General features: G+C 64.2%; 20 protein-coding genes. 4 read left to right on the plus strand and 16 right to left on the minus strand.

Annotated elements, in window-relative coordinates; translation table 11 throughout:
- Positions 1–229: 229 nt before the first annotated feature.
- From DFS21_RS26210 to DFS21_RS26230, 5 genes are all read right to left on the minus strand, one after another.
- Positions 230–1003, minus strand: a complete 774-nt coding sequence (locus tag DFS21_RS26210; RefSeq protein WP_046856185.1) for a TSUP family transporter — start codon at positions 1001–1003, stop codon at positions 230–232.
- 171 nt (positions 1004–1174) lie between these two features.
- Positions 1175–2527, minus strand: coding sequence for a glutamine synthetase family protein (locus DFS21_RS26215; RefSeq protein WP_110698436.1), 1353 nt, complete (start codon positions 2525–2527; stop codon positions 1175–1177).
- 10 nt (positions 2528–2537) lie between these two features.
- Entirely contained in the window at positions 2538–3089 is a 552-nt protein-coding gene (locus DFS21_RS26220; RefSeq protein WP_110698434.1) for a helix-turn-helix domain-containing protein, read from the minus strand.
- Positions 3082–4371: an FAD-binding oxidoreductase gene (locus DFS21_RS26225; protein ID WP_111533452.1), complete on the minus strand. Its 1290-nt coding sequence runs from the start codon at positions 4369–4371 to the stop codon at positions 3082–3084. Before DFS21_RS26225 ends, DFS21_RS26220 begins: the two co-directional genes overlap by 8 nt.
- Before the next feature lie 91 nt (positions 4372–4462).
- Positions 4463–6409 (minus strand): DNA topoisomerase III, encoded by a 1947-nt coding sequence (locus tag DFS21_RS26230; RefSeq protein ID WP_111533453.1) that lies wholly within the window; start codon positions 6407–6409, stop codon positions 4463–4465.
- Between the two features lie 237 nt (positions 6410–6646).
- Between DFS21_RS26230 and DFS21_RS26235 the strand changes: the two genes are divergently transcribed.
- A complete protein-coding gene (locus DFS21_RS26235; protein ID WP_110698427.1) occupies positions 6647–8497 on the plus strand; it encodes a polyurethanase in 1851 nt (616 codons plus the stop codon).
- A 54-nt stretch (positions 8498–8551) separates the two neighbouring features.
- On the opposite strand, the gene DFS21_RS26240 is transcribed toward DFS21_RS26235, so the two are convergent.
- The 7 genes from DFS21_RS26240 to DFS21_RS26270 form a co-directional block, all read right to left on the minus strand.
- Positions 8552–8986, minus strand: a complete 435-nt coding sequence (locus DFS21_RS26240; protein ID WP_046856180.1) for a GNAT family N-acetyltransferase — start codon at positions 8984–8986, stop codon at positions 8552–8554.
- Positions 8979–10145 (minus strand): cupin domain-containing protein, encoded by a 1167-nt coding sequence (locus DFS21_RS26245; protein WP_110698425.1) that lies wholly within the window; start codon positions 10143–10145, stop codon positions 8979–8981. Before DFS21_RS26245 ends, DFS21_RS26240 begins: the two co-directional genes overlap by 8 nt.
- A gap of 81 nt (positions 10146–10226) precedes the next feature.
- The gene (purB, locus tag DFS21_RS26250) at positions 10227–11597 is read right to left on the minus strand and encodes an adenylosuccinate lyase (RefSeq protein ID WP_046856178.1); all 1371 of its coding nucleotides are present in this window, start codon (positions 11595–11597) and stop codon (positions 10227–10229) included.
- Between the two features lie 152 nt (positions 11598–11749).
- Positions 11750–12376, minus strand: coding sequence for a high frequency lysogenization protein HflD (gene hflD / locus DFS21_RS26255; RefSeq protein WP_111533454.1), 627 nt, complete (start codon positions 12374–12376; stop codon positions 11750–11752).
- Positions 12373–13497 (minus strand): tRNA 2-thiouridine(34) synthase MnmA, encoded by a 1125-nt coding sequence (mnmA, locus tag DFS21_RS26260; RefSeq protein WP_046856177.1) that lies wholly within the window; start codon positions 13495–13497, stop codon positions 12373–12375. The genes hflD and mnmA overlap by 4 nt, the downstream gene beginning before the upstream one ends.
- Before the next feature lie 51 nt (positions 13498–13548).
- Positions 13549–13989, minus strand: coding sequence for an NUDIX hydrolase (locus tag DFS21_RS26265; RefSeq protein ID WP_111533455.1), 441 nt, complete (start codon positions 13987–13989; stop codon positions 13549–13551).
- A 104-nt stretch (positions 13990–14093) separates the two neighbouring features.
- Positions 14094–16319 carry an NADP-dependent isocitrate dehydrogenase gene (locus tag DFS21_RS26270; RefSeq protein ID WP_046856175.1) on the minus strand — a complete coding sequence of 742 codons (2226 nt, stop codon included), beginning with the start codon at positions 16317–16319 and terminating at the stop codon, positions 14094–14096.
- 450 nt (positions 16320–16769) lie between these two features.
- Between DFS21_RS26270 and icd the strand changes: the two genes are divergently transcribed.
- A complete protein-coding gene (gene icd / locus DFS21_RS26280) occupies positions 16770–18026 on the plus strand; it encodes an NADP-dependent isocitrate dehydrogenase (RefSeq protein WP_102682649.1) in 1257 nt (418 codons plus the stop codon).
- Between the two features lie 77 nt (positions 18027–18103).
- On the opposite strand, the gene cspD is transcribed toward icd, so the two are convergent.
- Positions 18104–18358, minus strand: coding sequence for a cold shock domain-containing protein CspD (cspD, locus tag DFS21_RS26285; protein ID WP_111533456.1), 255 nt, complete (start codon positions 18356–18358; stop codon positions 18104–18106).
- A 231-nt stretch (positions 18359–18589) separates the two neighbouring features.
- Here cspD and clpS point away from each other — a divergent pair, with 231 nt between their 5' ends.
- Together clpS and clpA are read left to right on the plus strand one after the other, a co-directional pair.
- Positions 18590–18964 carry an ATP-dependent Clp protease adapter ClpS gene (gene clpS / locus DFS21_RS26290; protein ID WP_023630410.1) on the plus strand — a complete coding sequence of 125 codons (375 nt, stop codon included), beginning with the start codon at positions 18590–18592 and terminating at the stop codon, positions 18962–18964.
- Positions 18965–18994: 30 nt separating this feature from the next.
- On the plus strand, positions 18995–21265 hold the full coding sequence (gene clpA / locus DFS21_RS26295; RefSeq protein ID WP_038705843.1) for an ATP-dependent Clp protease ATP-binding subunit ClpA: 2271 nt from the start codon (positions 18995–18997) through the stop codon (positions 21263–21265).
- Between the two features lie 128 nt (positions 21266–21393).
- On the opposite strand, the gene infA is transcribed toward clpA, so the two are convergent.
- The 3 genes from infA to aat form a co-directional block, all read right to left on the minus strand.
- Positions 21394–21612: a translation initiation factor IF-1 gene (infA, locus tag DFS21_RS26300; protein WP_002553999.1), complete on the minus strand. Its 219-nt coding sequence runs from the start codon at positions 21610–21612 to the stop codon at positions 21394–21396.
- Between the two features lie 103 nt (positions 21613–21715).
- On the minus strand, positions 21716–22423 hold the full coding sequence (locus DFS21_RS26305; RefSeq protein ID WP_102682647.1) for an arginyltransferase: 708 nt from the start codon (positions 22421–22423) through the stop codon (positions 21716–21718).
- 57 nt (positions 22424–22480) lie between these two features.
- Complete coding sequence (gene aat / locus DFS21_RS26310) at positions 22481–23161, minus strand: leucyl/phenylalanyl-tRNA--protein transferase (RefSeq protein ID WP_110698418.1); 681 nt, start codon at positions 23159–23161, stop codon at positions 22481–22483.
- Positions 23162–23493: the final 332 nt, after the last annotated feature.

Consider the following 23493-nt stretch of genomic DNA (forward strand, 5'->3'; position numbering starts at 1 on the left):
GCATGGTCAGATCCTCGAAAACCGACCCTGCCAGTTAAAGACTGTTACCTATGTGCGTGAACTGATTTGTAACCCATGTGGGTGAGTCATACCGCCAGCGGTTTTTGCCTACTTTTGCCCAAGAGCAAAAGTAGGTCGCCGTAAAGGCGAAAAGGTGACTAGATGTCGACATATTTCAAGAATATGTATGCAGAATCAAAACAATCGAGCCAGAGCCAGAGCCAAATCCCTACCCAAACCAATGCTGCCAAGCCAACCGCACAGTCAACGCCAACACCACAGTAATAAACACCGGCCGAATGAACTTGCTGCCCCCACTGATCGCCGTCCGCGCCCCAAAAAACGCCCCGACCATCACCGACACCCCCATGCACAGCCCAACGATGTAATCCACCTGCCCGGAAATGACAAACACCGTCAGCGCCGCAATGTTGCTGACAAAGTTCATGCTGCGCGCCACGCCACTGGCTCGAACCAGGTCGATGGGATAGAGCAGCAACGTGCTCACTGTCCAGAAGGCACCGGTACCCGGCCCGGCAACGCCGTCGTAGAAGCCCAGGGTGAAGCCCTGCGGAAACTGCCACTTCCTTTTGATCGGAGCATCGGCGTCCACCGGCGCCTTCGGTGTACCGCCGAACAGCAGGTAGACGCCACAAGCGAACACGATCACCGGCAGCATCTTGTTCAGCCACTCGGCCGGCATGTAGTGAGCCACAACCGCACCGATCAGTGCGCCCACCAGGGTGCCGACAATCGCCAGGCGCCATTGCGCCGGATGGAACAGCTTGCGCCGGTAGTAGGTGATGCTGGCCGTGGCGGCGCCGAAGGTCGAGCTGAGCTTGTTGGTGCCCAGCACCAGGTGCGGTGGCATGCCGGCGGTGAGCAGCGCCGGGGTGGTCAGCAGGCCGCCGCCGCCGGCGATGGCATCGATGAAGCCTGCGACGAAGGCGACCAGGGCGAGAATCAGCAGCGTGAGCGGTTCTACGGTGAGTTCGAAAGGCATGAGGGCACGGGCAGGCTGGACGGGAGGGTGCGGCAAAAGGCCGCGCTAGAGGTGGTGCATGGTAATGCCCTGTGGTCGGTGTTACCAGTTTTGGCCTCATCGCCGGCAAGCCGGCTCCCACAGGGATCGCGGTCCATCTGTGGGGCTTGGCAATGATGAGTCCGGTGAGGCTTACAGGAACCAGCGATACTCCCGCGCACTGACCTCCTGGAAAAACGCCAGATGGTCCTGGCGCTTGTTCTCGCAATAGACCATCACGAACTCCGCGCCCAACCCCTCGTTGACCGCCGGATGCCCACGCATCGCCGCCACCGCGCCGAGCATGTCCTTGGGAAAATCGATCCCGCTGCCACGGTCCTCGTTCAGCGGCGCGATGGGCTCCTGCGCGGCATCCAGCCCGTGCTCCATGCCGCACAGGATCGCCGCCAGTACCAGGTACGGATTGGCATCCGCCCCGGCCAGCCGGTGCTCGATCCGCAGGTTGCGCGCATCCGACTCGGGGATGCGGATACAGGCGTCGCGATCCTCGAAGCCCCAGCTGGCACGGCTGGCGGCGTTGACCATGGCCCCGTAGCGGCGAAACGCATTGTGGTTGGCGGCGAAAATCGGCATGCAATGCGGCAGCAGCGCCAGGCAACCGGCCACGGCGTGGCGCAGCGGCCGCTGGTTATCGGCGGACAACAGGTTGTTGCCCGCCGGGTCGTACAAGCTGACATGCACATGCATGCCGCTACCCGGCGCGTGCAGGTAGGGTTTGCTCATGAACGAGGCGCGCAGCCCGTGCTTGCGCGCCACGCCCCGGGTGCTGCGGCAGAACAGTGCCGCCCAGTCGGCGGCGCGCAGGCCATCGTCGCAATGGCCGAAGTTGATCTCGAACTGGCCGGGACCCAGTTCGGCGGTAATGACGTTGGCGTCCACCCCCTGGATGTTGGCAGTCTCGACCATTTCGCGCAGCACATCGGCAAAGCGCGACAGGCGCTCGATATGCATGTTCGGCTGGTCGTCGGCATCGCCACTGACCGGGTCGCGGGGGAACTGCGGCAAGCCCTCTTTCAACGCTTGGTCGAACAGGTAGAACTCCAGTTCGAACGCCACCACCGGGCGGATGCCGCGGCATTCGAGGCGTTGCAGGACGCGGGCCAGCACCTCGCGGGGTTCGAACTCGATGGGCGCCGCAGTGCCGTCCGAGGTGATCAGCATCTGCCCCAGCGGCTCTCGCTCCCAGGTCACCGGCTTGAGCGTACCGGGGACCAGGCGGCGCGGAGCGTCCGGGTCGCCGTCGTTGAAGCAGTAGTCGCCGATCGGGAACAGCCCGCCCTGCACGCCGAGCAGGACGCAGTTCTGCGGCAGCTTGAGCGGGCTGCCGGCGGCGACTTTTTCCAGCATGTCGATGGGATAGCGCTTGCCGTAGAAATGCCCGGGGATGTCCAGGCTGATCAGGTCGACGTAGCGCACGTCGGGGTGTCGGGTGCGCAAGGCACGTACTTCGCTGAGCAGATCGGGGAAGCCTGTAGTACTTGTCATTGGCATGCTCTCAACGGAAGACCCAGAGAACCCGGGTCGTTCGGGCGGTCAGGTTGGCGTAGCGGAACTGGCTGTGGGGTGGCAGCTGGAAGCTGTCGTTGGGGATCAGGGTGACGGCGCCGTCCTGGCCTTCGAGCCACAAGGTCAGCTCGCCCTCAAGGACGAAACCGCCTTGTTCCGAGCTGTCGTCCAGATGCCCCTCGCCACTGCTGGCGCCGGGCGCCAGGTGGCTTTCGAGCATGGCGAAGCGGCCACTTAGCGTCGGCGAGACCAGCACGTCGGTGATCCCGGCGGCGTAGTACAGGGTGCGCCGCTCGTCGGGGCGGGTCACCCAGTCGATCTCTCGGGGCGGCACGGCCTGGTAGAAATAGGTGGTAGGCACGTGCAGCGCTTCGCTGATGGCAGTCAGGTCAGCCACCGTGGGCCGCGACAGCCCGCGTTCGACCTGGGAGAGGAAGCCCAGCGAGCGGTTGACCCGAGTTGCCAGCTCGTCAAGGGTCAGGCCGCGGTGCTTGCGCAGTTCGCGCACCTGACGGGCGAGGGCGTGGGTATCGTCAGACATGATCGCGCATCCTGTACCAGGCCTTCGCAGCCGCTTCCAGTGGCGCGGCCAGCAGGTCGCCGCCTGGGAAACGGCCATTGTCGATGGCCTGGTACAGTTTCAGCAGCTCGTCGTCACCGAGGATTGCGTCGCTGACCGCGCGTGCACCAGCCAGGGTCGGCAGTACGCCGTGGCCGGAAAAACCCTGCAGCCAGTAACGTTGGCCCTGGCGACCGATATCCGGCGTGCGCTGGATGCTGCAATCAATGTGGCCGCCCCAGGCATGCTCGATGGCTACCCCTCGCAACTGTGGGAACACCCGCTCCAGGTATGGCCGGGTGGCGCCGGCGACGTCCTTGGGGATACCACCGAGGTACGTGCAGCCACCGCCGAACAGCAGGCGGTGGTCGGGGGTGAGGCGGAAATAGTCGGGGACGAACTGGTTGTCGATCACGCAGCTGTTGCGCGGCAGCAACGAGGCGGCGAAGTCGGCGTCCAGCGGCGCCGTGGCCACCTGGTAGGAGCCCACCGGCAGCAGGCGACGCGAGAGCGCGCGGTCGAGGCGGTCGATGTAGGCGTTGCAGGCGAGCACCATTACGCGGCTGCGCACCTCGCCCTGATCGGTGCGGGCGGCGAAGCCGTCGGCGTGTTCCTGGTAATCGGTCACCTGGCTCTGCTCGTAGATCCGCCCGCCGTTCGCTTCGATCACGCCGGCCAGGCCCTGGGCCAGCTTCAGCGGGTTGAGGTGGGCGCCATTGGGATCGTACAGCGCGGCCTGGTAGCGGGGGCTGTCGATCCACTCGGGCAGTTCCTCGCGGCCGATCAGGCGCAGGCAGTCGTAGTCGAACTTCTCCTGTGCTTCACGCCGGGCCTCCTCCAGCAGTTTTACGCGGCGCGGCAACACGGCGGTCCACAGGCTTCCCTGGCGATAATCGACGTCGAAGCCATGGCGCTGGGGCAGTTCGTGCAGCTCGCGGGCGGCCCAGCACATGCTGTCCCACAGGCGCCGGCTGCGCTCCAGGCCCAGGGCTCGCTCCAACGGGGGCATGTCGCACGACCAGCCCAGCAGTGCCTGGCCACCGTTGCGGCCCGAGGCGGCCCAGGCCACCCGGCTGGCTTCCAGCAGGGTCACGCGCTGGCCGGCCAATGCCAGGCGCAAGGCCGTATGCAGGCCGCTGAAGCCGGCACCGACGATCAGGACGTCGGTGTCGTGGGCGCCCTGTAGGGTGGGGCGCAAGGGGATAGTGGCGGGGTAGGTGCGGGCGTAGTAGCTGGCGACGTGCTGGGCGGATTGCTTGAACATGTCGGGGCCTCGTGAAATTTTTTCTGATTATTTTCATGAAAAAATAGCAGAGGATTTTCATGGCGCCAGTCGGGGATGCCCTCGCGAGGCGTTAGGTCGCCGCCTTGCGGCGCGTCTGCCTGGGTTTGCTGGCTGCGGCTTTGCCCTTCGCCGCGCTTTTACGCTTCTTTTTCCATGGCGTCGCAGCCTTGCCCGCCGTCGGCCCGCTGATGGTCAGGCGCATGCCGCTGCAACGTTGCACCAGCTTGCCCATCCACGCCGATTGCCGGGCGACGAACTCCTCCAGGCTCATTTCCCCGCTCTGCACCATGTCCAGCGCCTGTTCCCAGATCGCCGTGGTGCCGGGGTCGGCGATGGCCCGGGGCACGGCGTCGATCAGGCTGAAGGCGGCGGGTGTGGCCGCGAGGGCCTTGCCGTTCTTGACCAGGTAGCCACGGTCGAGCAAGCCCTGGATGATGCTGGCGCGAGTCGCCTCGGTGCCGATGCCGGTGGTTTCCTTGAGCTTCTGCTTGAGCCTGGGGTCGTCCACCAGCTTGGCGACGTTTTTCATCGCCTTGATCAGGTCGCCTTCGGTGAAAGGCTTGGGTGGCTGGGTCCACAGGTCTTTCAGTTGCAGGTCCCGCACGGTGCAGTCCTGGCCTTCGCGCAACGCCGGCAGCACCTGGGCCGGTGGCGCCTCGCGACCCTTGGCCGGAGTCAATGCCTCGGGCAGCGCACGGCGCCAGCCGGGCTCAACAATCTGCTTGCCCACCGCGCGTAGCGCATGGCCGGCACAATCGAACTCGGCCTGGGTGCGGTCGTACTCGTGGTTGGGCAGGAACTGCGCCAGGTAGCGGGCGCGGATCAGGGTATACACCGCCTTGTACTTGGGTGGCACGCGCGCCGGGTCACTGGCGGCGGCGGTGGGGATGATGCCGTGGTGGGCGCTGACCTTCTGGTCGTTCCACGCCCGCGAACGGCGCTGTGGGTCCAGGTAGTCCCGCAGTGGCGCGAGGCTGCTGTCGGCGCGATGCAAGGCGGCGAGGATGGCAGGGGCCTCGCCATGCTGGCTGAGGGGCAGGTAACCGCTGTCGCTGCGCGGGTAGGTGATGAGCTTGTGGGTCTCGTACAGGGCTTGGGCGATATCCAGGGTTTCCTGGGCGCCGAGGCCGAGCTTCTTCGAGCACACCTCCTGCAGGGTGCCGAGGTCGAAGGGCAGCGGCGCGGTTTCGCGCACCCGTTCGGTGGCGATCTTCAGCACCCGGGCGCTACCCGCGGCCTGCATGTCGGCCGCGGCTTGTTGCGCCATGTCCTGCTTCAGGCAGCGGCCCTGATCGTCGCAGGCGTCCTCGGGGGCGCGCCACTGGGCGTTGAACACGGCGCCCGCGCTTTCCAGTTGCACGTCGATGGCCCAGAACGGCACGGGCACGAAGTCGGCGATGCTGCGGTCGCGGTCCACCACCAGGCGCAGTGTCGGGGTCTGCACCCGGCCCACTGGCAGTACGCCCTGGTAGCCGGACTGGCGGCCGAGCAGGGTGAACAGGCGGCTCATGTTCATGCCGATCAGCCAGTCGGCCCGCGAGCGGCCCAGGGCCGAATGGTAGAGGCTGAAGGTCTCCTGGCCGGGCAGCAGGCGCCCGAGCGCCTTGCGGATCGAGGCATCGTCCAGCGCCGACAGCCACAGGCGCTGGATCGGCCCGCGGTAGCGGCAGTGCTCGACCAGTTCGCGGGCAATCATCTCGCCCTCGCGGTCGGCATCGGTGGCGATCACCAGTTCTCGGGCTTCGCCCAGCAGGCGCTTGACCGCCTTGTACTGGCTGGCGGTCTTGGGCTTGACGGTCATCTTCCACTTTTGCGGGATGATCGGCAGGTCTTCGAGGGTCCAGCGTTTGTAGCGCTCGTCGTAGCTGTCCGGCGGGGCGGTCTCCAGCAGGTGGCCGATGCACCAGGTCACGCAGACATCGGTGCCCTGCCAGCAGCCATCGCCGCGGCGCTGGGCACCGAGGACCTTGGCGATGTCTTTTGCCTGGGAGGGCTTTTCGCAGAGAAAGAGGCGCATGGCCGAAAACGCTTCATCGTGAAAGTTGGCCCCTAGGATGCGCAAGCCAGGGCGCGCAGGCAAGTTTTATCTGTATGCATGTACAGGTTTTTTGCCCGCATCTTTGGCAGGGACGTCATCCCTTCGGGTTGGACGAGGTGGCAAATGCGTGCCAGCTTTGCCTTTCGCCCGTCAGTCGTGTCACCGGACGATGTCGCTGGGGTGTCCTTCCTACAAGAACAACAGGGATGTAAACCAATGCCCGTATTCGATTACCGACAGCTCGACAGCACTGCCTCTTATGCGCTTTACAAGGACGCCATGGCGCTGGCCACCTACGCCTACCATGGCATCGACGATGGCTTCGGCGCCGGCTACCAGAAGTACGGCTTCGGTCTAGGTCTGCCGGCCACGCTGGTCAAGGCACTGATCGGCGGTACCGACAGCCAGGGCGTGATCCCCGGCATCCCCTGGAACCCGGACGCCGAAGCCAGGGCCCTGGCCCAGGTGAAGGCCGCCGGCTGGTCGCCGATCAGCGCGGCGCAATTGGGCTACCAGGGCAAGACCGACGCCCGCGGCACCTTCCACGGCGAAGCGCAGGGCTACACCTCGGCGCAGGTGGAGATCCTCGGCCGCTACGATGCCGCCGGCCAGCTCAGCGGCATCGGCATCGCTTTTCGCGGCACCAGCGGTCCGCGTGAGAACCTGCTGGGCGACACCATCGGTGACGCCATCAACGACCTGCTGGCGGCGATCGGCCCGGCAGGCTATGCCCGTGATTACGCCGGTAACGCATTCGGGCAGCTGCTCGCCGATGTCGCGGCCTTTGCCAAGGCCAACGGCCTGAGCGGCGCGGATATCACCGTCAGCGGCCACAGCCTTGGTGGCCTGGCGGTCAACAGCCTGGCCGACCTGAGCGGTTCGCGCTGGGGCGGCTTCTACCAGGATGCGCGCTACGTCGCCTTCGCCTCACCGACCCAGGCTGCCGACGCCAACAAGGTGCTCAATATCGGCTACGAGAACGACCCGGTGTTCCGCGCGCTCGATGGCACCTCGGCGACCTGGGGCACCCTGGGCGTGCACGACGGCGCCAAGGCCTCGGCCACCAACAATATCGTCAACTTCAATGACCACTACGCGTCCGACGCCTGGAACCTGCTGCCGTTCTCCATCGGCAACATCGCCACCTGGCTGTCGCACCTGCCGACGGCCTACACCGATGGCCTTGGGCGTGTGCTGGATTCGTCCTTCTATCAGTGGACCAGCCGCGACTCGACCATCCTGGTCAGCAACCTGTCGGACGTGACCCGTGGCTCGACCTGGGTCGAGGACCTCAACCGCAATGCGGAGCCGCACAAGGGCAGCACGTTCATTATCGGCTCGGACAAGGACGACCTGATCCATGGCGGGCGCGCCAACGACTACCTCGAAGGCCGGGCCGGCAACGATACCTTCCGCGATGACGGCGGTTTCAACCTGATCGACGGTGGCGCCGGCCATGACACCCTGAAGCTGCAGGATGCCTTGGCCAACCTGAGCATCGCCCGGGATGGCGAAGGCACGCTGTACGTGCGCGACGCCGAGGGTGGCATCAGCCTGGTGCGCAATGTCGAAAACCTGGTGAGCAAGGAGTCGAGCCTGCTGATCTTCAGCAAGGAGGTCAGTCACGCGGTGGCGGCGCAGGGGCTGTTCGAGAGCGGCAAGATTACCCCCTATGCGTCTTCGCTCAACGGCACTCAGGCAGGCGACCAGCTGGTGGCGGGCAACCAGGGGCAGTGGCTGTTCGGTCTGGGCGGTGACGACCGGCTGCAGGGCGGCGCCGGCAATGACGTGCTGGTCGGTGGCACGGGCAACGATGTGCTGTTAGGTGGCGGGGGACGCGACACCTTCCTGTTCAGCGGCCATTTCGGCCAGGACCGGGTGCTGGACTTCACCGGCCAGGACCGGCTGGTGTTCATTGGCGTGGGAGGCGGCACCGCCGCGCCGGACTGGCGTGCCCATGCCAGCCAGGTGGGGGATGACCTGGTGCTGAAGTTCGGCGGGGACAGCGTGACGCTGGTGGGGATTGCGGGGCAGGGCGTTGGGGATGGGCAGATCGTGATCGCCTGATCAGGCGCGAGACCCGCTCCCACGTTGTGGAAGCGGGTTTGCCCGTGAAGGTGATCAGGCGATCTCGCGCGAATCCCGAACCATGTCCACATGCGGGATGCCGGCCTCGAGGAACTCCTCGCTGACCACGCGGAACCCCAGGCGCTCGTAGAACGGCGTTGCGTGCACCTGGGCGCTGAGCATCTGCTGGCTGAGGTCGCGGTTCTGCGCCTCGATGATCACCGCGCGCATCAGCGCGTCGCCCACGTTCAGGCCGCGCCAGTCCTTGAGCACCGAAACCCGGCCGATGGTGCCGTCAGGCAGCAGGCGGGCAGTACCGATCGGGTAGTCGCCCTCCAGGGCCAGGAAGTGCACGGCGGTCGGGTCTTCTGCGTCGAATTCCAGCTCCGGCGGTACGTGCTGCTCGGCGACGAACACGGCGCTGCGGATGCGGTGGATGTCGGCATTGTCCTTGTGCCAGTCGGCCAGTCGAACACTGATCTTATTCATCGGCGAATCCCAGGCTGCCTTGCATGACCAGCTGTTGTACCAGCATCAAGCCGTCTTCATCCTCCATCCACTGCCCAAGGTTTTCGCTGTGCAGGGCATCGGCGGAGCAGATCAGCTTCAGCAGTTCGCGCAGTTTGCCTGGCAGCGGGCAGCTGCGACCGCTGGCGAACAGCAGCAGGTCGTCGCCGAACTCGGACCAGGCCAAACGTGCGCTTGGGTTGCGAATCAGGATGGCGCCTTGGCCGAGGTAGTCCAGCAGCTCTTGTTCGGAGAGATCTTCGCCCACCACCTGCTCAGGGTAGCGCGGCTCGGTCATGAACTGGCCGAACCAGGTCAGCAGCAGGTCCTTGTCGGACATATGCTTGTCGATCAGCGCCTTGAGGCGGTCGAGGGCATCGTGCTGGATCTGGTGCGGGTCGCTGACCGGCTGGGCGTCGGCATCGCTGTAGCGCTCTTCATCCGGCAGGAACTGGCCGAGGAAATCGGTGAAGTGGGTCAGCACTTCGGCGGCGCTCGGGGCGCGGAAACCGACCGAGTAGGTCAGGCACTCGCTCTCGGCGACACCGTAGTGGGCCAGGCGCGGCGGCAGGTAGAGCATGTCGCCGGGTTCCAGGGTCCACTCGTCGCTCTGTTCGAAATCAGCGAGGATGCGCAGGTCGGCGTGGTCGATCAGCGCGCTATCGCTGTTGCACATCTGGCCGACTTTCCAGCTGCGCGTGCCGTCGCCTTGCAGCAGGAACACATCGTAGTTGTCGAAGTGCGGGCCGACGCTACCGCCGGGCGCGGCGTAGCTGATCATCACGTCGTCGATGCGCCAGCTCGGCAGGAAGCGGAACTCTTCCAGCAGCTCGGCCACTTCCGGCACGAATTGGTCCACGGCCTGCACCAACAGGGTCCAGTCACGCTCGGGCAGGTCGCTGAAAGCGTCCTCGGCGAACGGGCCGCGGCGCAGCTCCCACGGGCGCTCGCCGTGCTCGAGCACCAGGCGCGACTCGACTTCTTCTTCCAGGGCCAGGCCGGCCAGCTCGTCGGCGTCGATGGGGCTGACGAAGTCAGGGAAGGCCTGACGTACCAGCAGTGGCTTCTTCTGCCAGTAGTCGCGCAGGAATTCACGGGCCGTGAGGCCGCCCAACAGTTGCAGTGGAGTATCAGAATTCATGTTCAACCTATTGAAAAAACGTAATTTTCGTACGGGAATAAAAACGCCCGGCCAGGCCGGGCGTTGCACGCGACGGTCAGCTTAGATGCGTTTGGCCTGGGCCACCGCGTTGCCGATGTAGGTCGCCGGGGTCAGCTGCTTGAGCTCGGCCTTGGCTTCGGCCGGCATGTCCAGGCCGTCGATGAAGGTCAGCAGCGCGTCAGGGGTGATGCCCTTGCCACGGGTCAGCTCCTTGAGCTTCTCGTAGGGGTTCTCGATGTTGAAGCGGCGCATCACGGTCTGGATCGGCTCGGCCAGGACTTCCCAGCAGGCGTCCAGGTCCGCGGCGATACGGGCTTCGTTGACTTCCAGCTTGCCGATGCCCTTGAGGCTGGCCTCGTAGGCGATGACGCTGTGGGCGAAGCCCACGCCCAGGTTGCGCAGCACGGTGGAGTCGGTCAGGTCACGCTGCCAGCGCGAGATCGGCAGCTTGCTGGCCAGGTGCTGGAACAGTGCGTTGGCGATACCCAGGTTGCCTTCAGAGTTCTCGAAGTCGATCGGGTTGACCTTGTGCGGCATGGTCGAGGAGCCGATTTCGCCGGCAACGGTCTTCTGCTTGAAGTAGCCCAGCGAGATGTAGCCCCAGACGTCGCGGTCGAAGTCGATGAGGATAGTGTTGAAGCGGGCGATGGCGTCGAACAGCTCGGCAATGTAGTCGTGCGGCTCGATCTGGGTGGTGTAGGGGTTGAACACCAGGCCCAGCTCGTCTTCGATGAAGGCGCGGGCGTTGGCTTCCCAGTCGATCTGCGAGTAGGCCGACAGGTGGGCGTTGTAGTTGCCCACGGCGCCGTTGATCTTGCCCAGCAGCGGCACGGCGGCCACTTGCGCGATCTGGCGCTCCAGGCGGTAGACGACGTTGGCCAGTTCCTTGCCCAGGGTGGTCGGCGAGGCCGGCTGGCCATGGGTGCGCGACAGCATCGGCACGGCAGCGTGGGTGTGGGCCAGGGTGCGGATCGCTTCGGCGATCTGACGCATCAGTGGCAGCAGCACTTCGTCACGGCCGGCGCGCAGCATCAGGGCGTGGGACAGGTTGTTGATGTCCTCGCTGGTGCAGGCGAAGTGGATGAACTCGCTGACCTTGGCCAACTCAGGCAACTGCGCGGCCTGCTCCTTGAGCAGGTACTCGATGGCCTTGACGTCGTGGTTGGTGGTGCGCTCGATTTCCTTGACGCGTTCGGCGTGCTCGAGCTTGAAGTCGGTGGCCAGGCTGTCCAGCACGGCGTTGGCTTCGGCGGAGAACGCCGGCACTTCGCCGATCTGCGGGTGGGCGGCCAGGCGCTGCAGCCAGCGCACTTCGACCAGGGCGCGGAAACGGATCAGGCCGAATTCGCTGAAAATGGGGCGCAGGGCCTGGGTTTTGCCGGCATAACGGCCGTCTACAGGGGAAACCGCAGTGAGCGAGGAGAGCTGCATGGGGTGTTCTCGGACAGTCAGGCTTTTGGAAGGGCGCATATCATACATGAAAAACGCGCCCGGGTCGGGTGGCTGACCAAAGGTCGGGCCATTTCGAAGCGTGTGGTGTCTGGCGCGGGAGCGGCGGCGCACCGCCGCTCCCACGGTTCATTTCAATCGGCGGTACGCATCATGCCGTACAGCTCGTTGAGCAGCTTGCGCCGGCTGAACACCAGCTGCCAGCGGTGCCCGCCCAGCTGGCGCCACAGGCGCGCGGCGCGGATGCCGGCCAGCAGCAGGGCGCGGATCTTCGAGGCGTTGCTGGCCTGCTGCAGGAAGCGCATGTCGCCATGCACCTGGATACGCTGGCGCAGGGTGCTCAGGGTGTCCTGGTACAAGGCTCCGCTGGAGGCGATGACGTTTTCATGAACCAGGCCGAAATGCTTGGCCTGGGACTGGATCTGCGGCAGGCGGTTGCCGATGGTATCGAGCATGTCGCCACGCTTGTTCAACTGGCGCTCAAGGCCCAGCATCGACAGGGCGTAGCGCAGCGGCTCGCGTTGCAGGCTGCTGGGATCGCGCTCCAGGGCGCCGACCAGCGCCCGGTAGCCGTCGCGCAGGTTGATGTCGTCGCCACCGAACACTTCCAGGGTGTCCTTGGGGTCGACCACCAGCAGGCTGCCGAGCATGCAGCCTATATTGGCTTCGCTGGCCTGGCCGGTGCGGGCGATGCGGTCCACCAGCACGGCGGCCTGGAACACGCCGCCCAGGGCAATCAGTTGCTCCTGGAGGTTGTTCATGGGCGCGGGCTCCAGGGCTCGGCGACTTCGATCACGCCGCCGCCCAGGCAAACCTCGCCGTCATAGAACACCACCGACTGGCCCGGGGTGACAGCGCGCTGCGGCTCGTCGAACACTGCGCGGTAGCCGCTGGCGGTCTGCTCCAGCGTGCACTGCTGGTCGCCCTGGCGGTAGCGCACCTTGGCGGTGAGCTTGCGCGGGCTGGACAGGTCGATCGGGTTTACCCAGAAAATTTCCGAGGCCAGCAGGGCGCGGGAGAACAGCCACGGGTGCTCGTTGCCCTGGCCGACCACCAGCACATTGCGCGAGAGGTCTTTTTCCAGCACGTACCACGGCTCGTCGCTGGCGTCCTTCAGGCCGCCGATGCCCAGGCCCTGGCGCTGGCCGATGGTGTGGTACATCAGGCCGTGGTGCTGGCCGATCACTTCACCCTCGGTGGTCTGGATCTCGCCCGGCTGGGCCGGCAGGTACTGCTTGAGGAAGTCGCTGAAACGGCGCTCGCCGATGAAGCAGATACCGGTGGAGTCCTTCTTCTTGGCCGTGGCCAGGCCGTGTTTCTCGGCGATGGCGCGTACCTCGGGTTTCTCCAGTTCGCCTACCGGGAACAGGGTGCGGGCGATTTCCTTGCCGCCGACGGCGTGCAGGAAGTAGCTCTGGTCCTTGTTCGGGTCCAGGCCCTTGAGCAGCTCGGTCAGCTCGCCAGTGTCGCGGCGTCGCACATAGTGGCCGGTGGCGATCAGGTCGGCGCCCAGGGACAGGGCGTAGTCGAGGAAGGCCTTGAACTTGATTTCGCGGTTGCAGAGGATATCCGGGTTCGGCGTGCGGCCGGCCTTGTACTCCTCGAGGAAGTGCTCGAACACGTTGTCCCAGTATTCGGCGGCGAAGTTGGCGGTGTGCAGCTTGATGCCGATGCGGTCGCACACGGCCTGGGCGTCGGCCAGGTCTTCGCGGGCGGTGCAGTATTCGGTGCCGTCGTCCTCTTCCCAGTTCTTCATGAACAGACCTTCCACCTGGTAGCCCTGCTCCATGAGCAGAAGGGCGGAGACGGAAGAGTCCACGCCGCCGGACATGCCGACGATGACGCGGGTCTTGGCGGGGTCTTTGAGTGCTGGGCTGGTCATGGCTACCGATGTGTATCAGAGGGGAAAAACGCCGATTCTATCAAACCGGCGTCAGTCGCGCAGCAGGTCAAGGCTGTGCAGCGGGCCTTTGAGGTAGTCGTCGAGGCAGCGCGGGACCAGCTCGCTGCGCCAGCGCGACGGCTCGGCCAGCAGTTCGTCGCGGGTCAGCCATGCGGCGCGGACGATGTCGCTGTCCAGTGCGCGGCCTTGGTGGTGGCGCACGGGGCGGGCGGCGAAGCAGATGCGCTGGTAGGTGACGCCGTTGCTGGGGGCGGTATATAGGTAGATGCCGACCACGCCGGTGAGCTCGACTTCCCAGGCGGTTTCCTCGAGGGTTTCGCGCAGGGCGGCCTGGGTGATGGTTTCATTGGCTTCGAGGTGGCCGGCGGGCTGGTTGAAGACATGCCGGCCGGCCTTGAACTCCTCGACGAAGAGGAACTTGCCCTCGTGTTCGACGACGGTGGCGACAGTGATGTGGGGTTGCCAGGTCATTGGGGTTGTCCTTTTGCATGCAGGGGGATGCGCAGCAGTCCCAGTCCCAGAAAGCACAAACCCCGGTGCGTGGCCGGGGTTTGTGCTGTTACTTCAAGCGAACCTTACAGTGCGGCAATGGCGCTGTTCAGGGTCTGGCTTGGGCGCATCACCTTGGCGGTCAGCTCGGCATCCGGGGCGTAGTAGCCACCGATGTCGGCCGGCTTGCCCTGGACAGCGTTGAGCTCGGCGACGATGGTCGCTTCGTTCTCGCTCAGGGTCTTGGCCAGCGGGGCGAAGCGCGCCTGCAGGGCGGCGTCATCGGACTGGGCGGCCAGTGCTTCTGCCCAGTACAGGGTCAGGTAGAAGTGGCTGCCACGGTTGTCGATACCGCCAACCTTGCGCGAAGGCGACTTGTTGGTGTCGAGGAACTTGCCGGTGGCCTGGTCCAGGGTGTTGGCCAGGACCTTGGCGCGCGGGTTGTCGTAGGTGTTGCCCAGGTGCTCCAGGGAAGCGGCCAGGGCCAGGAATTCACCCAGCGAGTCCCAACGCAGGAAGTTCTCTTCAACCAGCTGCTGTACGTGCTTCGGTGCCGAACCACCGGCGCCGGTCTCGAACAGGCCACCGCCGTTCATCAGTGGCACGATCGACAGCATCTTGGCGCTGGTGCCCAGCTCCATGATTGGGAACAGGTCGGTCAGGTAGTCGCGCAGCACGTTGCCGGTCACCGAGATGGTGTCCTTGCCTTCGCGGATGCGGGCCAGGGAGAACTTGATGGCGTCGACCGGGGCCAGGATGCGGATATCCAGGCCGGCGGTGTCGTGATCCTTCAGGTACTGCTGCACCTTCTCGATCATCACGCCGTCGTGGGCGCGGGCCGGGTCCAGCCAGAACACCGCCGGGGTGTTGCTCAGGCGGGCACGGTTGACGGCCAGCTTGACCCAGTCCTGGATCGGCGCGTCCTTGGTCTGGCACATGCGGAAGATGTCACCGGCTTCGACGTTCTGCTCCAGGACGACCTTGCCCTTGCCGTCGACTACGCGCACGACGCCGTCGGCCTTGATCTGGAAGGTCTTGTCGTGGGAGCCGTACTCTTCGGCTTTCTGCGCCATCAGGCCAACGTTCGGCACGCTGCCCATGGTGGTCGGGTCGAAGGCGCCGTTGGCCTTGCAGTCTTCGATGGTAGCCTGGTAGATGCCGGCGTAGCAGCGGTCCGGGATCACGGCCTTGGCGTCCTGCAGCTCACCTGCGGTGTTCCACATCTTGCCCGAGTCGCGGATCATCGCCGGCATCGAGGCGTCGACGATGACGTCGCTCGGTACGTGCAGGTTGGTGATGCCCTTGTCCGAGTTGACCATGGCCAGGGCCGGGCGAACGGCGTACAGGGCCTGGATATCGGCTTCGATCTCGGCTTGCTTTTCAGCAGGCAGGTCCTTGATGCGGGCGTACAGGTCGCCGATGCCGTTGTTGGCGTTGAAGCCCACTTCGGCCAGCGCGGCGGCGTGCTTGGCGAGCACGTCGTTGTAGAACTCTTCGACGATCACGCCGAACATGATCGGGTCGGAAACCTTCATCATGGTGGCTTTCAGGTGCACCGACAGCAGCACGCCGGAGGCCTTGGCATCGGCGATCTGCTCGGCGATGAAGGCTTTGAGGGCCTTGCGGCTCATGGTCGCGCAGTCGATCACTTCGGCGGCTTTGACGGCGGTCTTTTCTTTCAGCACGGTGGTGCTGCCGTCCTTGCCGACCAGCTCGATGCGCAGGCTGTCGTCAGCCTCGATCAGCGCGGCCTTCTCGCTGCCGTAGAAGTCGCCCTGGGTCATGTGGGCAACGTGCGACTTGGAGTCGGCGGCCCAGGCGCCCATCTTGTGTGGGTGCTTGCGGGCGTAGTTCTTGACCGACAGCGGCGCGCGGCGGTCGGAGTTGCCTTCGCGCAGGACCGGGTTCACGGCGCTGCCCTTGATGCGGTCGTAGCGGGCGCGCGATTCTTTCTCTTCGGCGCTGGCCGGCTCGTCGGCGTAGTCGGGGATGTTGAAGCCCTTGGCTTGCAGCTCCTTGATCGCGGCCTTCAGCTGTGGAACCGAAGCGGAAATGTTCGGCAGCTTGATGATGTTGGCTTCAGGGGTGGTGGCCAGCTGGCCCAGTTCCGCCAGGTGATCGCCTACCTGCTTCTCGGCGCCCAGTTGCTCCGGGAAGGCGGCGAGAATACGGCCGGCCAGGGAGATGTCGCGGGTTTCGACGGCGATGTCGGCGGAGGCAGTGAAGGCCTCGACGATCGGCAGCAGCGAGTAGGTGGCGAGGGCGGGGGCTTCGTCGGTGAAGGTGTAGATGATCTTGGAACGGGTGGGCATGCGGGTTAACTCTCTATGTGCTGAGCGTACTCGAGTCTCGAGGTGCGCAGGGTAGGCGCTTCGCCCTGGCGACGCCATGAGCGGAAAGTCGAGAGGCTGCGAGCGGTGATGGTGGATGCATCAGTCGAGCGTCAAGTGCTGGGCCGCGGTAACGACCCAGGCTTTGTGGCCATTCATGACCAAGGGCGAGCCGCATTTTCCTAGGGTTCGCCCCGATGACCCTATGGTCGCGCCGGAGTATATCAAACCCTTTGGGCTAATCAGCAAGGCGAAGTGGTATCAGCGCATTTATAAGACCAAAGACGTAGGGGCAATGTGGCGTGTTGCCGCAGGCATTTGCCAGCTGTTTGCCGGTGTTGGCGGGCTCCTCCCTTGCAGGTCGGCGGATGTGGTTTAGGCTCAGTGGATCGCACGATTTCCAATCACCCAGGAAAAGCGGAGTAGTGCAGCATGGGATACCAGAAAATCAAGGTTCCGACCGATGGTGCCAAGATCACCGTCAATGCAGACCATTCGCTCAATGTTCCCGACAACCCCATCATTCCCTACATCGAAGGCGACGGCATCGGCGTGGACGTCTCGCCGGTGATGATCAAGGTGGTCGATGCCGCCGTGGAGAAGGCCTATGGCGGCAAGCGCAAGATCGCCTGGATGGAGGTGTACGCTGGCGAGAAGGCCACCCAGGTCTATGACCAGGACACCTGGCTGCCCCAGGAAACCCTGGATGCGGTGAAAGACTACGTGGTGTCGATCAAGGGGCCGCTGACCACGCCGGTCGGTGGCGGCATTCGTTCGCTCAACGTGGCGTTGCGCCAGCAACTCGACCTGTATGTGTGCCTGCGTCCGGTGGTGTGGTTCCAGGGCGTGCCGAGCCCGGTGAAAAAGCCAGGCGACGTCGACATGGTGATCTTCCGCGAGAACTCCGAGGACATCTATGCCGGTATCGAGTGGAAGGCCGGCTCGCCCGAGGCGAACAAGGTGATCAAGTTCCTCAAGGAGGAAATGGGGGTCACCAAGATCCGCTTCGACCAGGACTGCGGCATCGGCGTCAAGCCGGTATCGAAGGAAGGCACCAAGCGCCTGGTGCGCAAGGCCCTGCAATATGTCGTGGATAACGACCGCAAGTCGCTGACCCTGGTGCACAAGGGCAACATCATGAAGTTCACCGAAGGTGCCTTCAAGGACTGGGGCTATGAGGTGGCCCGCGACGAGTTCGGCGCCGAACTGCTCGATGGCGGTCCGTGGATGAAGTTCAAGAACCCGCGCACCGGCCGCGAGGTGATCGTCAAGGATGCCATCGCCGACGCCATGCTCCAGCAGATCCTGCTGCGCCCGGCCGAGTACGATGTAATCGCCACGCTCAACCTCAATGGTGACTACCTGTCCGACGCCCTGGCGGCCGAGGTGGGCGGTATCGGCATTGCGCCGGGGGCCAACCTGTCGGACACCGTGGCCATGTTCGAGGCCACTCACGGTACCGCGCCGAAGTACGCAGGCAAGGATCAGGTCAACCCAGGGTCGGTGATCCTGTCGGCCGAGATGATGCTGCGGCACATGGGATGGACCGAGGCGGCGGACCTGATCATCAAGGGCACCAATGGCGCCATTGCGGCCAAGACCGTGACCTACGACTTCGAGCGCCTGATGGATGGTGCGACCCTGGTCGGCAGCTCGGGCTTTGGCGAGGCGTTGATCAAGCACATGTAAGCGTGGCAAAAAAACCGGTCGCCTCTTTAATTAAAGGAGCGACCGGTTTTTTCGTTTACCGGCAGACAGGCCAGAGGTCAGGCTTCGACGGTGCTGCTTGGGTTCGTGGCGCTGGCCTGGACGTTGCTGGTGGCGCTTCTGATGTCGATCGCATGCAGCCCTTTGGGGCCCTGGATGATCTCGAAGTTCACGGTTTGGCCGGCTTTCAGCGTCTTGTAGCCTTCCATCTGGATGGCAGAGTAATGGGCGAACAGGTCTTCGCTCTTACCCTCCTCATTGATGAATCCGTAGCCCTTGGCATTGTTGAACCACTTGACTTTACCGCTTGCCATCCCTATGTCCCTCTGCAAAGGACTCCATCACTGGAGTATCATCCACTTCATCCGCATACGAACCTTGCGAGAAAATCTGGTTGACTGCGCGGATCTTTATCGACCACGGTGGGTTCTTATTGGTTGTAACACCGTTTTGCCGATAGTCAAGGTCAGCCGGCGCCCGCGCCGGGAGGGGCCTGCGCAGTCAACCCACAACCTTAACCTGTCGATCATGATGAAATTCTTTCCATGCATGTACTCAGTGAGATTCGACTAACATTCAATCAGGATCGCCCGCAGTCGCATGAGGACGGGCATGAGGACGATGGCGCGGGCCTTGCCGTCCAGGAGGCCAAGCCGATCCTGCAGGCGCCACCGATGTACAAGGTGGTTTTGTTCAACGATGACTACACGCCAATGGATTTCGTCGTCGAAGTGCTCGAGACGTTCTTCAATCTGAACCGCGAGCTGGCGACCAAGATCATGCTGACCGTCCATACCGAAGGGCGGGCAGTGTGCGGATTGTTTACCCGTGACATCGCCGAGACAAAGGCCATGCAGGTCAACCAATACGCCAGGGAAAGCCAGCATCCGCTACTCTGTGAAATCGAGAAGGACGGTTAATCGCCGACCACTTGGGTATGAGGTGAAGCTATGTTAAACCGCGAGCTCGAAGTCACCCTCAATCTGGCCTTCAAGGAGGCCCGTTCGAAACGTCATGAGTTCATGACCGTCGAACACCTGCTGCTGGCACTCCTTGACAATGAGGCTGCCGCGACCGTTCTGCGCGCCTGTGGCGCCAATCTCGACAAGCTCAAGCACGACCTGCAGGAGTTCATCGATTCCACCACCCCGCTGATCCCCGTGCATGACGAGGACCGCGAGACGCAACCGACGCTGGGTTTCCAGCGCGTGCTGCAGCGTGCCGTGTTCCACGTGCAGAGCTCCGGCAAGCGCGAAGTGACCGGCGCCAACGTGCTGGTGGCGATCTTCAGCGAACAGGAAAGCCAGGCGGTGTTCCTGCTCAAGCAGCAGAGCGTGGCGCGTATCGACGTCGTCAACTACATCGCCCATGGCATCAGCAAGGTGCCGGGCCATGGGCCGAACACCGACAGCGACCAGGACATGCAGGATGAGGAGGGCGGCGAGGCTTCCTCTTCCAGCAACCCGCTGGACGCTTACGCCAGCAACCTCAACGAACTGGCCCGTGCCGGTCGTATCGATCCGCTGGTTGGTCGTGAGCAGGAGGTCGAGCGCGTCGCGCAGATCCTTGCCCGTCGGCGCAAGAACAACCCGTTGCTGGTCGGCGAGGCCGGCGTGGGCAAGACTGCCATCGCCGAAGGCCTGGCCAAGCGCATCGTCGATGGTCAGGTGCCCGACCTGCTGGCACAGAGCGTCGTCTATTCCCTGGACCTCGGCGCGCTGCTGGCCGGCACCAAGTACCGTGGCGACTTCGAGAAGCGCTTCAAGGCGCTGCTCGGCGAGCTGCGCAAGCGCCCGCAGGCGATCCTGTTCATCGACGAGATTCACACCATCATCGGCGCCGGTGCGGCTTCGGGTGGCGTGATGGATGCGTCCAACCTGCTCAAGCCCCTGTTGTCGTCTGGGGAGATCCGCTGCATCGGCTCCACCACGTTCCAGGAGTTCCGCGGCATCTTCGAGAAGGACCGTGCCTTGGCGCGTCGCTTCCAGAAGGTCGATGTCACCGAGCCGTCGGTGGAAGACACCGTGGGCATCCTGCGTGGCCTGAAAGGGCGCTTTGAAAGCCACCACAACATCGAGTACAGCGACGAGGCCCTGCGCGCCGCCGCCGAACTGGCGTCGCGCTACATCAATGACCGGCACATGCCGGACAAGGCCATCGACGTGATCGACGAGGCCGGCGCCTACCAGCGCCTGCAGCCTGAAGCCAATCGCGTCAAGCGTATCGACGTGCCGCAGGTCGAGGACATCGTCGCCAAGATCGCGCGGATCCCGCCGAAGCACGTCACCAGCTCCGACAAGGAGCTGCTGCGCAACCTCGAACGCGACCTGAAACTGACCGTGTTCGGCCAGGATGCGGCGATCGACTCGCTGGCCACCGCCATCAAGCTGTCCCGTGCCGGCCTCAAGGCGCCGGACAAGCCGGTGGGCTCGTTCCTGTTCGCCGGCCCCACCGGCGTGGGCAAGACCGAGGCGGCTCGCCAGCTGGCCAAGGCCCTGGGTGTCGAGTTGGTGCGCTTCGACATGTCCGAGTACATGGAGCGTCACACCGTGTCGCGGCTGATCGGTGCGCCGCCCGGCTACGTCGGGTTCGACCAGGGTGGCCTGCTGACCGAGGCCATCACCAAGCAGCCGCACTGCGTGCTGCTGCTCGATGAAATCGAGAAGGCCCACCCGGAAGTCTTCAACCTGCTGCTGCAGGTGATGGACCACGGGACCCTGACCGACAACAACGGGCGCAAGGCGGACTTCCGCAACGTGATCCTGATCATGACCACCAACGCCGGTGCCGAAACGGCAGCGCGGGCCTCGATCGGCTTCACCCACCAGGACCACTCCTCCGACGCTATGGAGGTCATCCGCAAGAGCTTCACGCCGGAGTTCCGCAACCGCCTGGACACCATCATCCAGTTCGGCCGCCTGTCCCACGAGACGATCAAGAGCATCGTCGACAAGTTCCTTATCGAACTGCAGGCGCAGCTGGAAGACAAGCGTGTGCTGCTGGAGGTCACCGACGCCGCGCGCGGCTGGCTGGCGGCCTCGGGCTACGACGTGCAGATGGGTGCGCGGCCAATGGCGCGGCTGATCCAGGACAAGATCAAGCGGCCGTTGGCCGAAGAGATCCTGTTCGGTGAGCTGGCCGAGCATGGCGGTGTGGTGCACATCGACCTGCGCGATGATGAGCTGGTGTTCGATTACGAGACCACGGCTGAGGTTGCGTAACGACCATCGCGGGGCCAGCCCGCTCCCACGCCAGCAGAAACTGGCGTGGGAGCGGGCTGGCCCCGCGATGCTTTTCAGCGTCCACAAAAAAGCCCGGCACAATGGCCGGGCTTTTTCATGGCTTGAGCTTAGCGCGCACGGTAGGTGATGCGGCCCTTGCTCAGGTCGTATGGCGTCAGTTCGACGCGGACCTTGTCGCCAGTGAGAATACGGATGTAGTTCTTGCGCATCTTGCCAGAGATGTGCGCGGTAACGACGTGCCCGTTTTCCAACTCCACGCGGAACATGGTGTTGGGCAGGGTGTCGACGACAGTGCCTTCCATTTCGAAGCTGTCTTCTTTCGACATGCAGTAAAGCCCTCGGTATCCAGTGATGGCCCGACGCGCAACTGCACCGGGCAAAAAAGTGGCGTGGATTATGCCCGAAAATTGTGTTTCAAGCCAATGCCTTTCAGTTGAGGGTGACCCAGCGCTGGTTGATCAGCAATTCGATGGGGCGGTACTGGGTCTTGTAGTTCATCTTCTTGCAGTTCTTGATCCAGTAGCCGAGGTAAACGGCCTCCAGGTTCTGGCGCAAGGCTTCGGTGATCTGCCAGAGGATCGCGTAGCGGCCAAGGCTGCGGCGCTCTTCCTCGGGCTCGTAGAAGGTATAGACCGCCGACAGGCCGTTGGGTAGCAGGTCACACACCGCCACGGCCAGCAGCCGGCCTTCCAGGCGGAACTCGTAGAACCAGCAGAACGGCAGGTCGCGCACCAGGAAGGTGGAGAACTGGTCGCGGCTTGGCGGGTACATGTCGCCGTCGGCGTGACGCTGTTCGATATAGCGCCGGTACAGGTCGAAGTACTCTTCCTTGTACGCCGGGCGGGCGGCGCTGACGGTCAAGTCGGCGTTGCGCTTGAGGATGCGTCGCTGCTGGCGGTTGGGAATGAACCGCGCGGCGGGGATGCGCGCCGGCACGCAGGCGTTGCACTGCTGGCAATGCGGGCGATAGAGGTGGTCACCGCTGCGACGAAAGCCCATTTCCGACAGGTCGGCGTAGACGTGCACATCCATCGGTTGGCTGGGGTCGAGAAACAGTGTGGTCGCCTGCTCATCCGGCAGGTAGCTGCAGGAGTGGGGTTGAGTGGCATAGAACTTCAACCGCGCCAGCTCTGTCATGATCAACCCCTTAGGTGAGACGTTGTATCTAAGTGTAAGCCAGCTCCGGGAACTCGCCTAGGCAACCCAGCTGGCCGCACTGGGCTGGTCCAGATGGCGCGCCAGGTAATCGGCGAAGCTGGCCCGGCTGATGGCGCGGGCACCCAGGCTGTGCAGATGGTCGGTGGGCATCTGGCAGTCGATCAGCACGAAGCCTGCCTGCTTCAGGTGCTCGACCAGTGTCACGAATCCCACCTTGGAGGCATTGTCGGCGCGGCTGAACATCGATTCGCCGAAGAACAGCTGGCCCATGGCCAGGCCATACAGTCCGCCGACCAGTTCACCCTCCCGGCGTACTTCGACCGAGTGGGCGATGCCGCGGCGGTGCAGCTCGCAGTAGGCGGCGCGCATGGTGTCGGTGATCCAGGTGCCATCGGCGTAATCCCGGGGCGCGGCGCAGGCGGCAATCACCGCCGGGAAGTCGCTGTCGAAGCTCACCTGGTAGCGGCCTTGGCGGATCAGCTTGGCCAGCGAGCGCGAAACATGCAGTTCGTCCGGAAGCAGAACGGTGCGCGGGTCGGGCGACCACCAGAGGATGGGCTGGCCGTCCTGGTACCAGGGGAAGCAGCCGTGGCGGTAGGCTGCGACCAGACGATCCGGGGTCAGGTCGCCGCCGGCGGCAAGCAGGCCGTTGGGGTCGTGCAGGGCCTTTTCAAGAGGCGGGAAGGTCAGTGAGTCGCGGGTCAGCCAGGTGAGCATGGTGTTCTTGGGCGGCGGGGGAGGGGAGAGCGCCCAGCATGGCGTGACGAGTGGATGAGGTCAACGACCGTCATCCCGGGGCATGCCCAGCGACGGGGCTGCCCAGGCAAAATCGACTGCCGATAGTTCACGCATTCACACCGCCATCGGCACCATCTGGCACATTTGCTGTCACACCTGTGCAAAAACACAGCATAAGCCTTTGTCACAAAAGAAAATGCATGCTCAAATTGCATCCATATGAAAGTCGCCCCGTTCACGCGCCATACAGCGTGCCGCCATGGCGGCGGGTGAGCAGTAATGTTAAAAGTAGTGGTTCATTGGCCGGTGAT

The organism is Pseudomonas sp. 2848 (assembly GCF_003253945.1).
In the GTDB taxonomy this organism is placed as follows: domain Bacteria; phylum Pseudomonadota; class Gammaproteobacteria; order Pseudomonadales; family Pseudomonadaceae; genus Aquipseudomonas.

Excerpts from the sequence above, each read along its gene's own strand:
- DFS21_RS26210 (WP_046856185.1), bottom strand. The coding sequence starts at position 1,003 with ATGCCTTTCGAACTCACCGTAGAACCGCTCACGCTGCTGATTCTCGCC.
- mnmA (WP_046856177.1), bottom strand. The coding sequence starts at position 13,497 with ATGACCAGCCCAGCACTCAAAGACCCCGCCAAGACCCGCGTCATCGTC.
- icd (WP_102682649.1), top strand. The coding sequence starts at position 16,770 with ATGGGATACCAGAAAATCAAGGTTCCGACCGATGGTGCCAAGATCACC.
- cspD (WP_111533456.1), bottom strand. The coding sequence starts at position 18,358 with ATGGCAAGCGGTAAAGTCAAGTGGTTCAACAATGCCAAGGGCTACGGA.
- DFS21_RS26230 (WP_111533453.1), bottom strand. The coding sequence starts at position 6,409 with ATGCGCCTCTTTCTCTGCGAAAAGCCCTCCCAGGCAAAAGACATCGCC.
- clpS (WP_023630410.1), top strand. The coding sequence starts at position 18,590 with ATGCATGTACTCAGTGAGATTCGACTAACATTCAATCAGGATCGCCCG.
- DFS21_RS26270 (WP_046856175.1), bottom strand. The coding sequence starts at position 16,319 with ATGCCCACCCGTTCCAAGATCATCTACACCTTCACCGACGAAGCCCCC.
- DFS21_RS26220 (WP_110698434.1), bottom strand. The coding sequence starts at position 3,089 with ATGTCTGACGATACCCACGCCCTCGCCCGTCAGGTGCGCGAACTGCGC.
- DFS21_RS26240 (WP_046856180.1), bottom strand. The coding sequence starts at position 8,986 with ATGAATAAGATCAGTGTTCGACTGGCCGACTGGCACAAGGACAATGCC.
- purB (WP_046856178.1), bottom strand. The coding sequence starts at position 11,597 with ATGCAGCTCTCCTCGCTCACTGCGGTTTCCCCTGTAGACGGCCGTTAT.
- DFS21_RS26225 (WP_111533452.1), bottom strand. The coding sequence starts at position 4,371 with ATGTTCAAGCAATCCGCCCAGCACGTCGCCAGCTACTACGCCCGCACC.
- DFS21_RS26265 (WP_111533455.1), bottom strand. The coding sequence starts at position 13,989 with ATGACCTGGCAACCCCACATCACTGTCGCCACCGTCGTCGAACACGAG.
- DFS21_RS26215 (WP_110698436.1), bottom strand. The coding sequence starts at position 2,527 with ATGACAAGTACTACAGGCTTCCCCGATCTGCTCAGCGAAGTACGTGCC.
- DFS21_RS26245 (WP_110698425.1), bottom strand. The coding sequence starts at position 10,145 with ATGAATTCTGATACTCCACTGCAACTGTTGGGCGGCCTCACGGCCCGT.
- infA (WP_002553999.1), bottom strand. The coding sequence starts at position 21,612 with ATGTCGAAAGAAGACAGCTTCGAAATGGAAGGCACTGTCGTCGACACC.
- DFS21_RS26235 (WP_110698427.1), top strand. The coding sequence starts at position 6,647 with ATGCCCGTATTCGATTACCGACAGCTCGACAGCACTGCCTCTTATGCG.
- hflD (WP_111533454.1), bottom strand. The coding sequence starts at position 12,376 with ATGAACAACCTCCAGGAGCAACTGATTGCCCTGGGCGGCGTGTTCCAG.
- aat (WP_110698418.1), bottom strand. The coding sequence starts at position 23,161 with ATGCTCACCTGGCTGACCCGCGACTCACTGACCTTCCCGCCTCTTGAA.
- clpA (WP_038705843.1), top strand. The coding sequence starts at position 18,995 with ATGTTAAACCGCGAGCTCGAAGTCACCCTCAATCTGGCCTTCAAGGAG.
- DFS21_RS26305 (WP_102682647.1), bottom strand. The coding sequence starts at position 22,423 with ATGACAGAGCTGGCGCGGTTGAAGTTCTATGCCACTCAACCCCACTCC.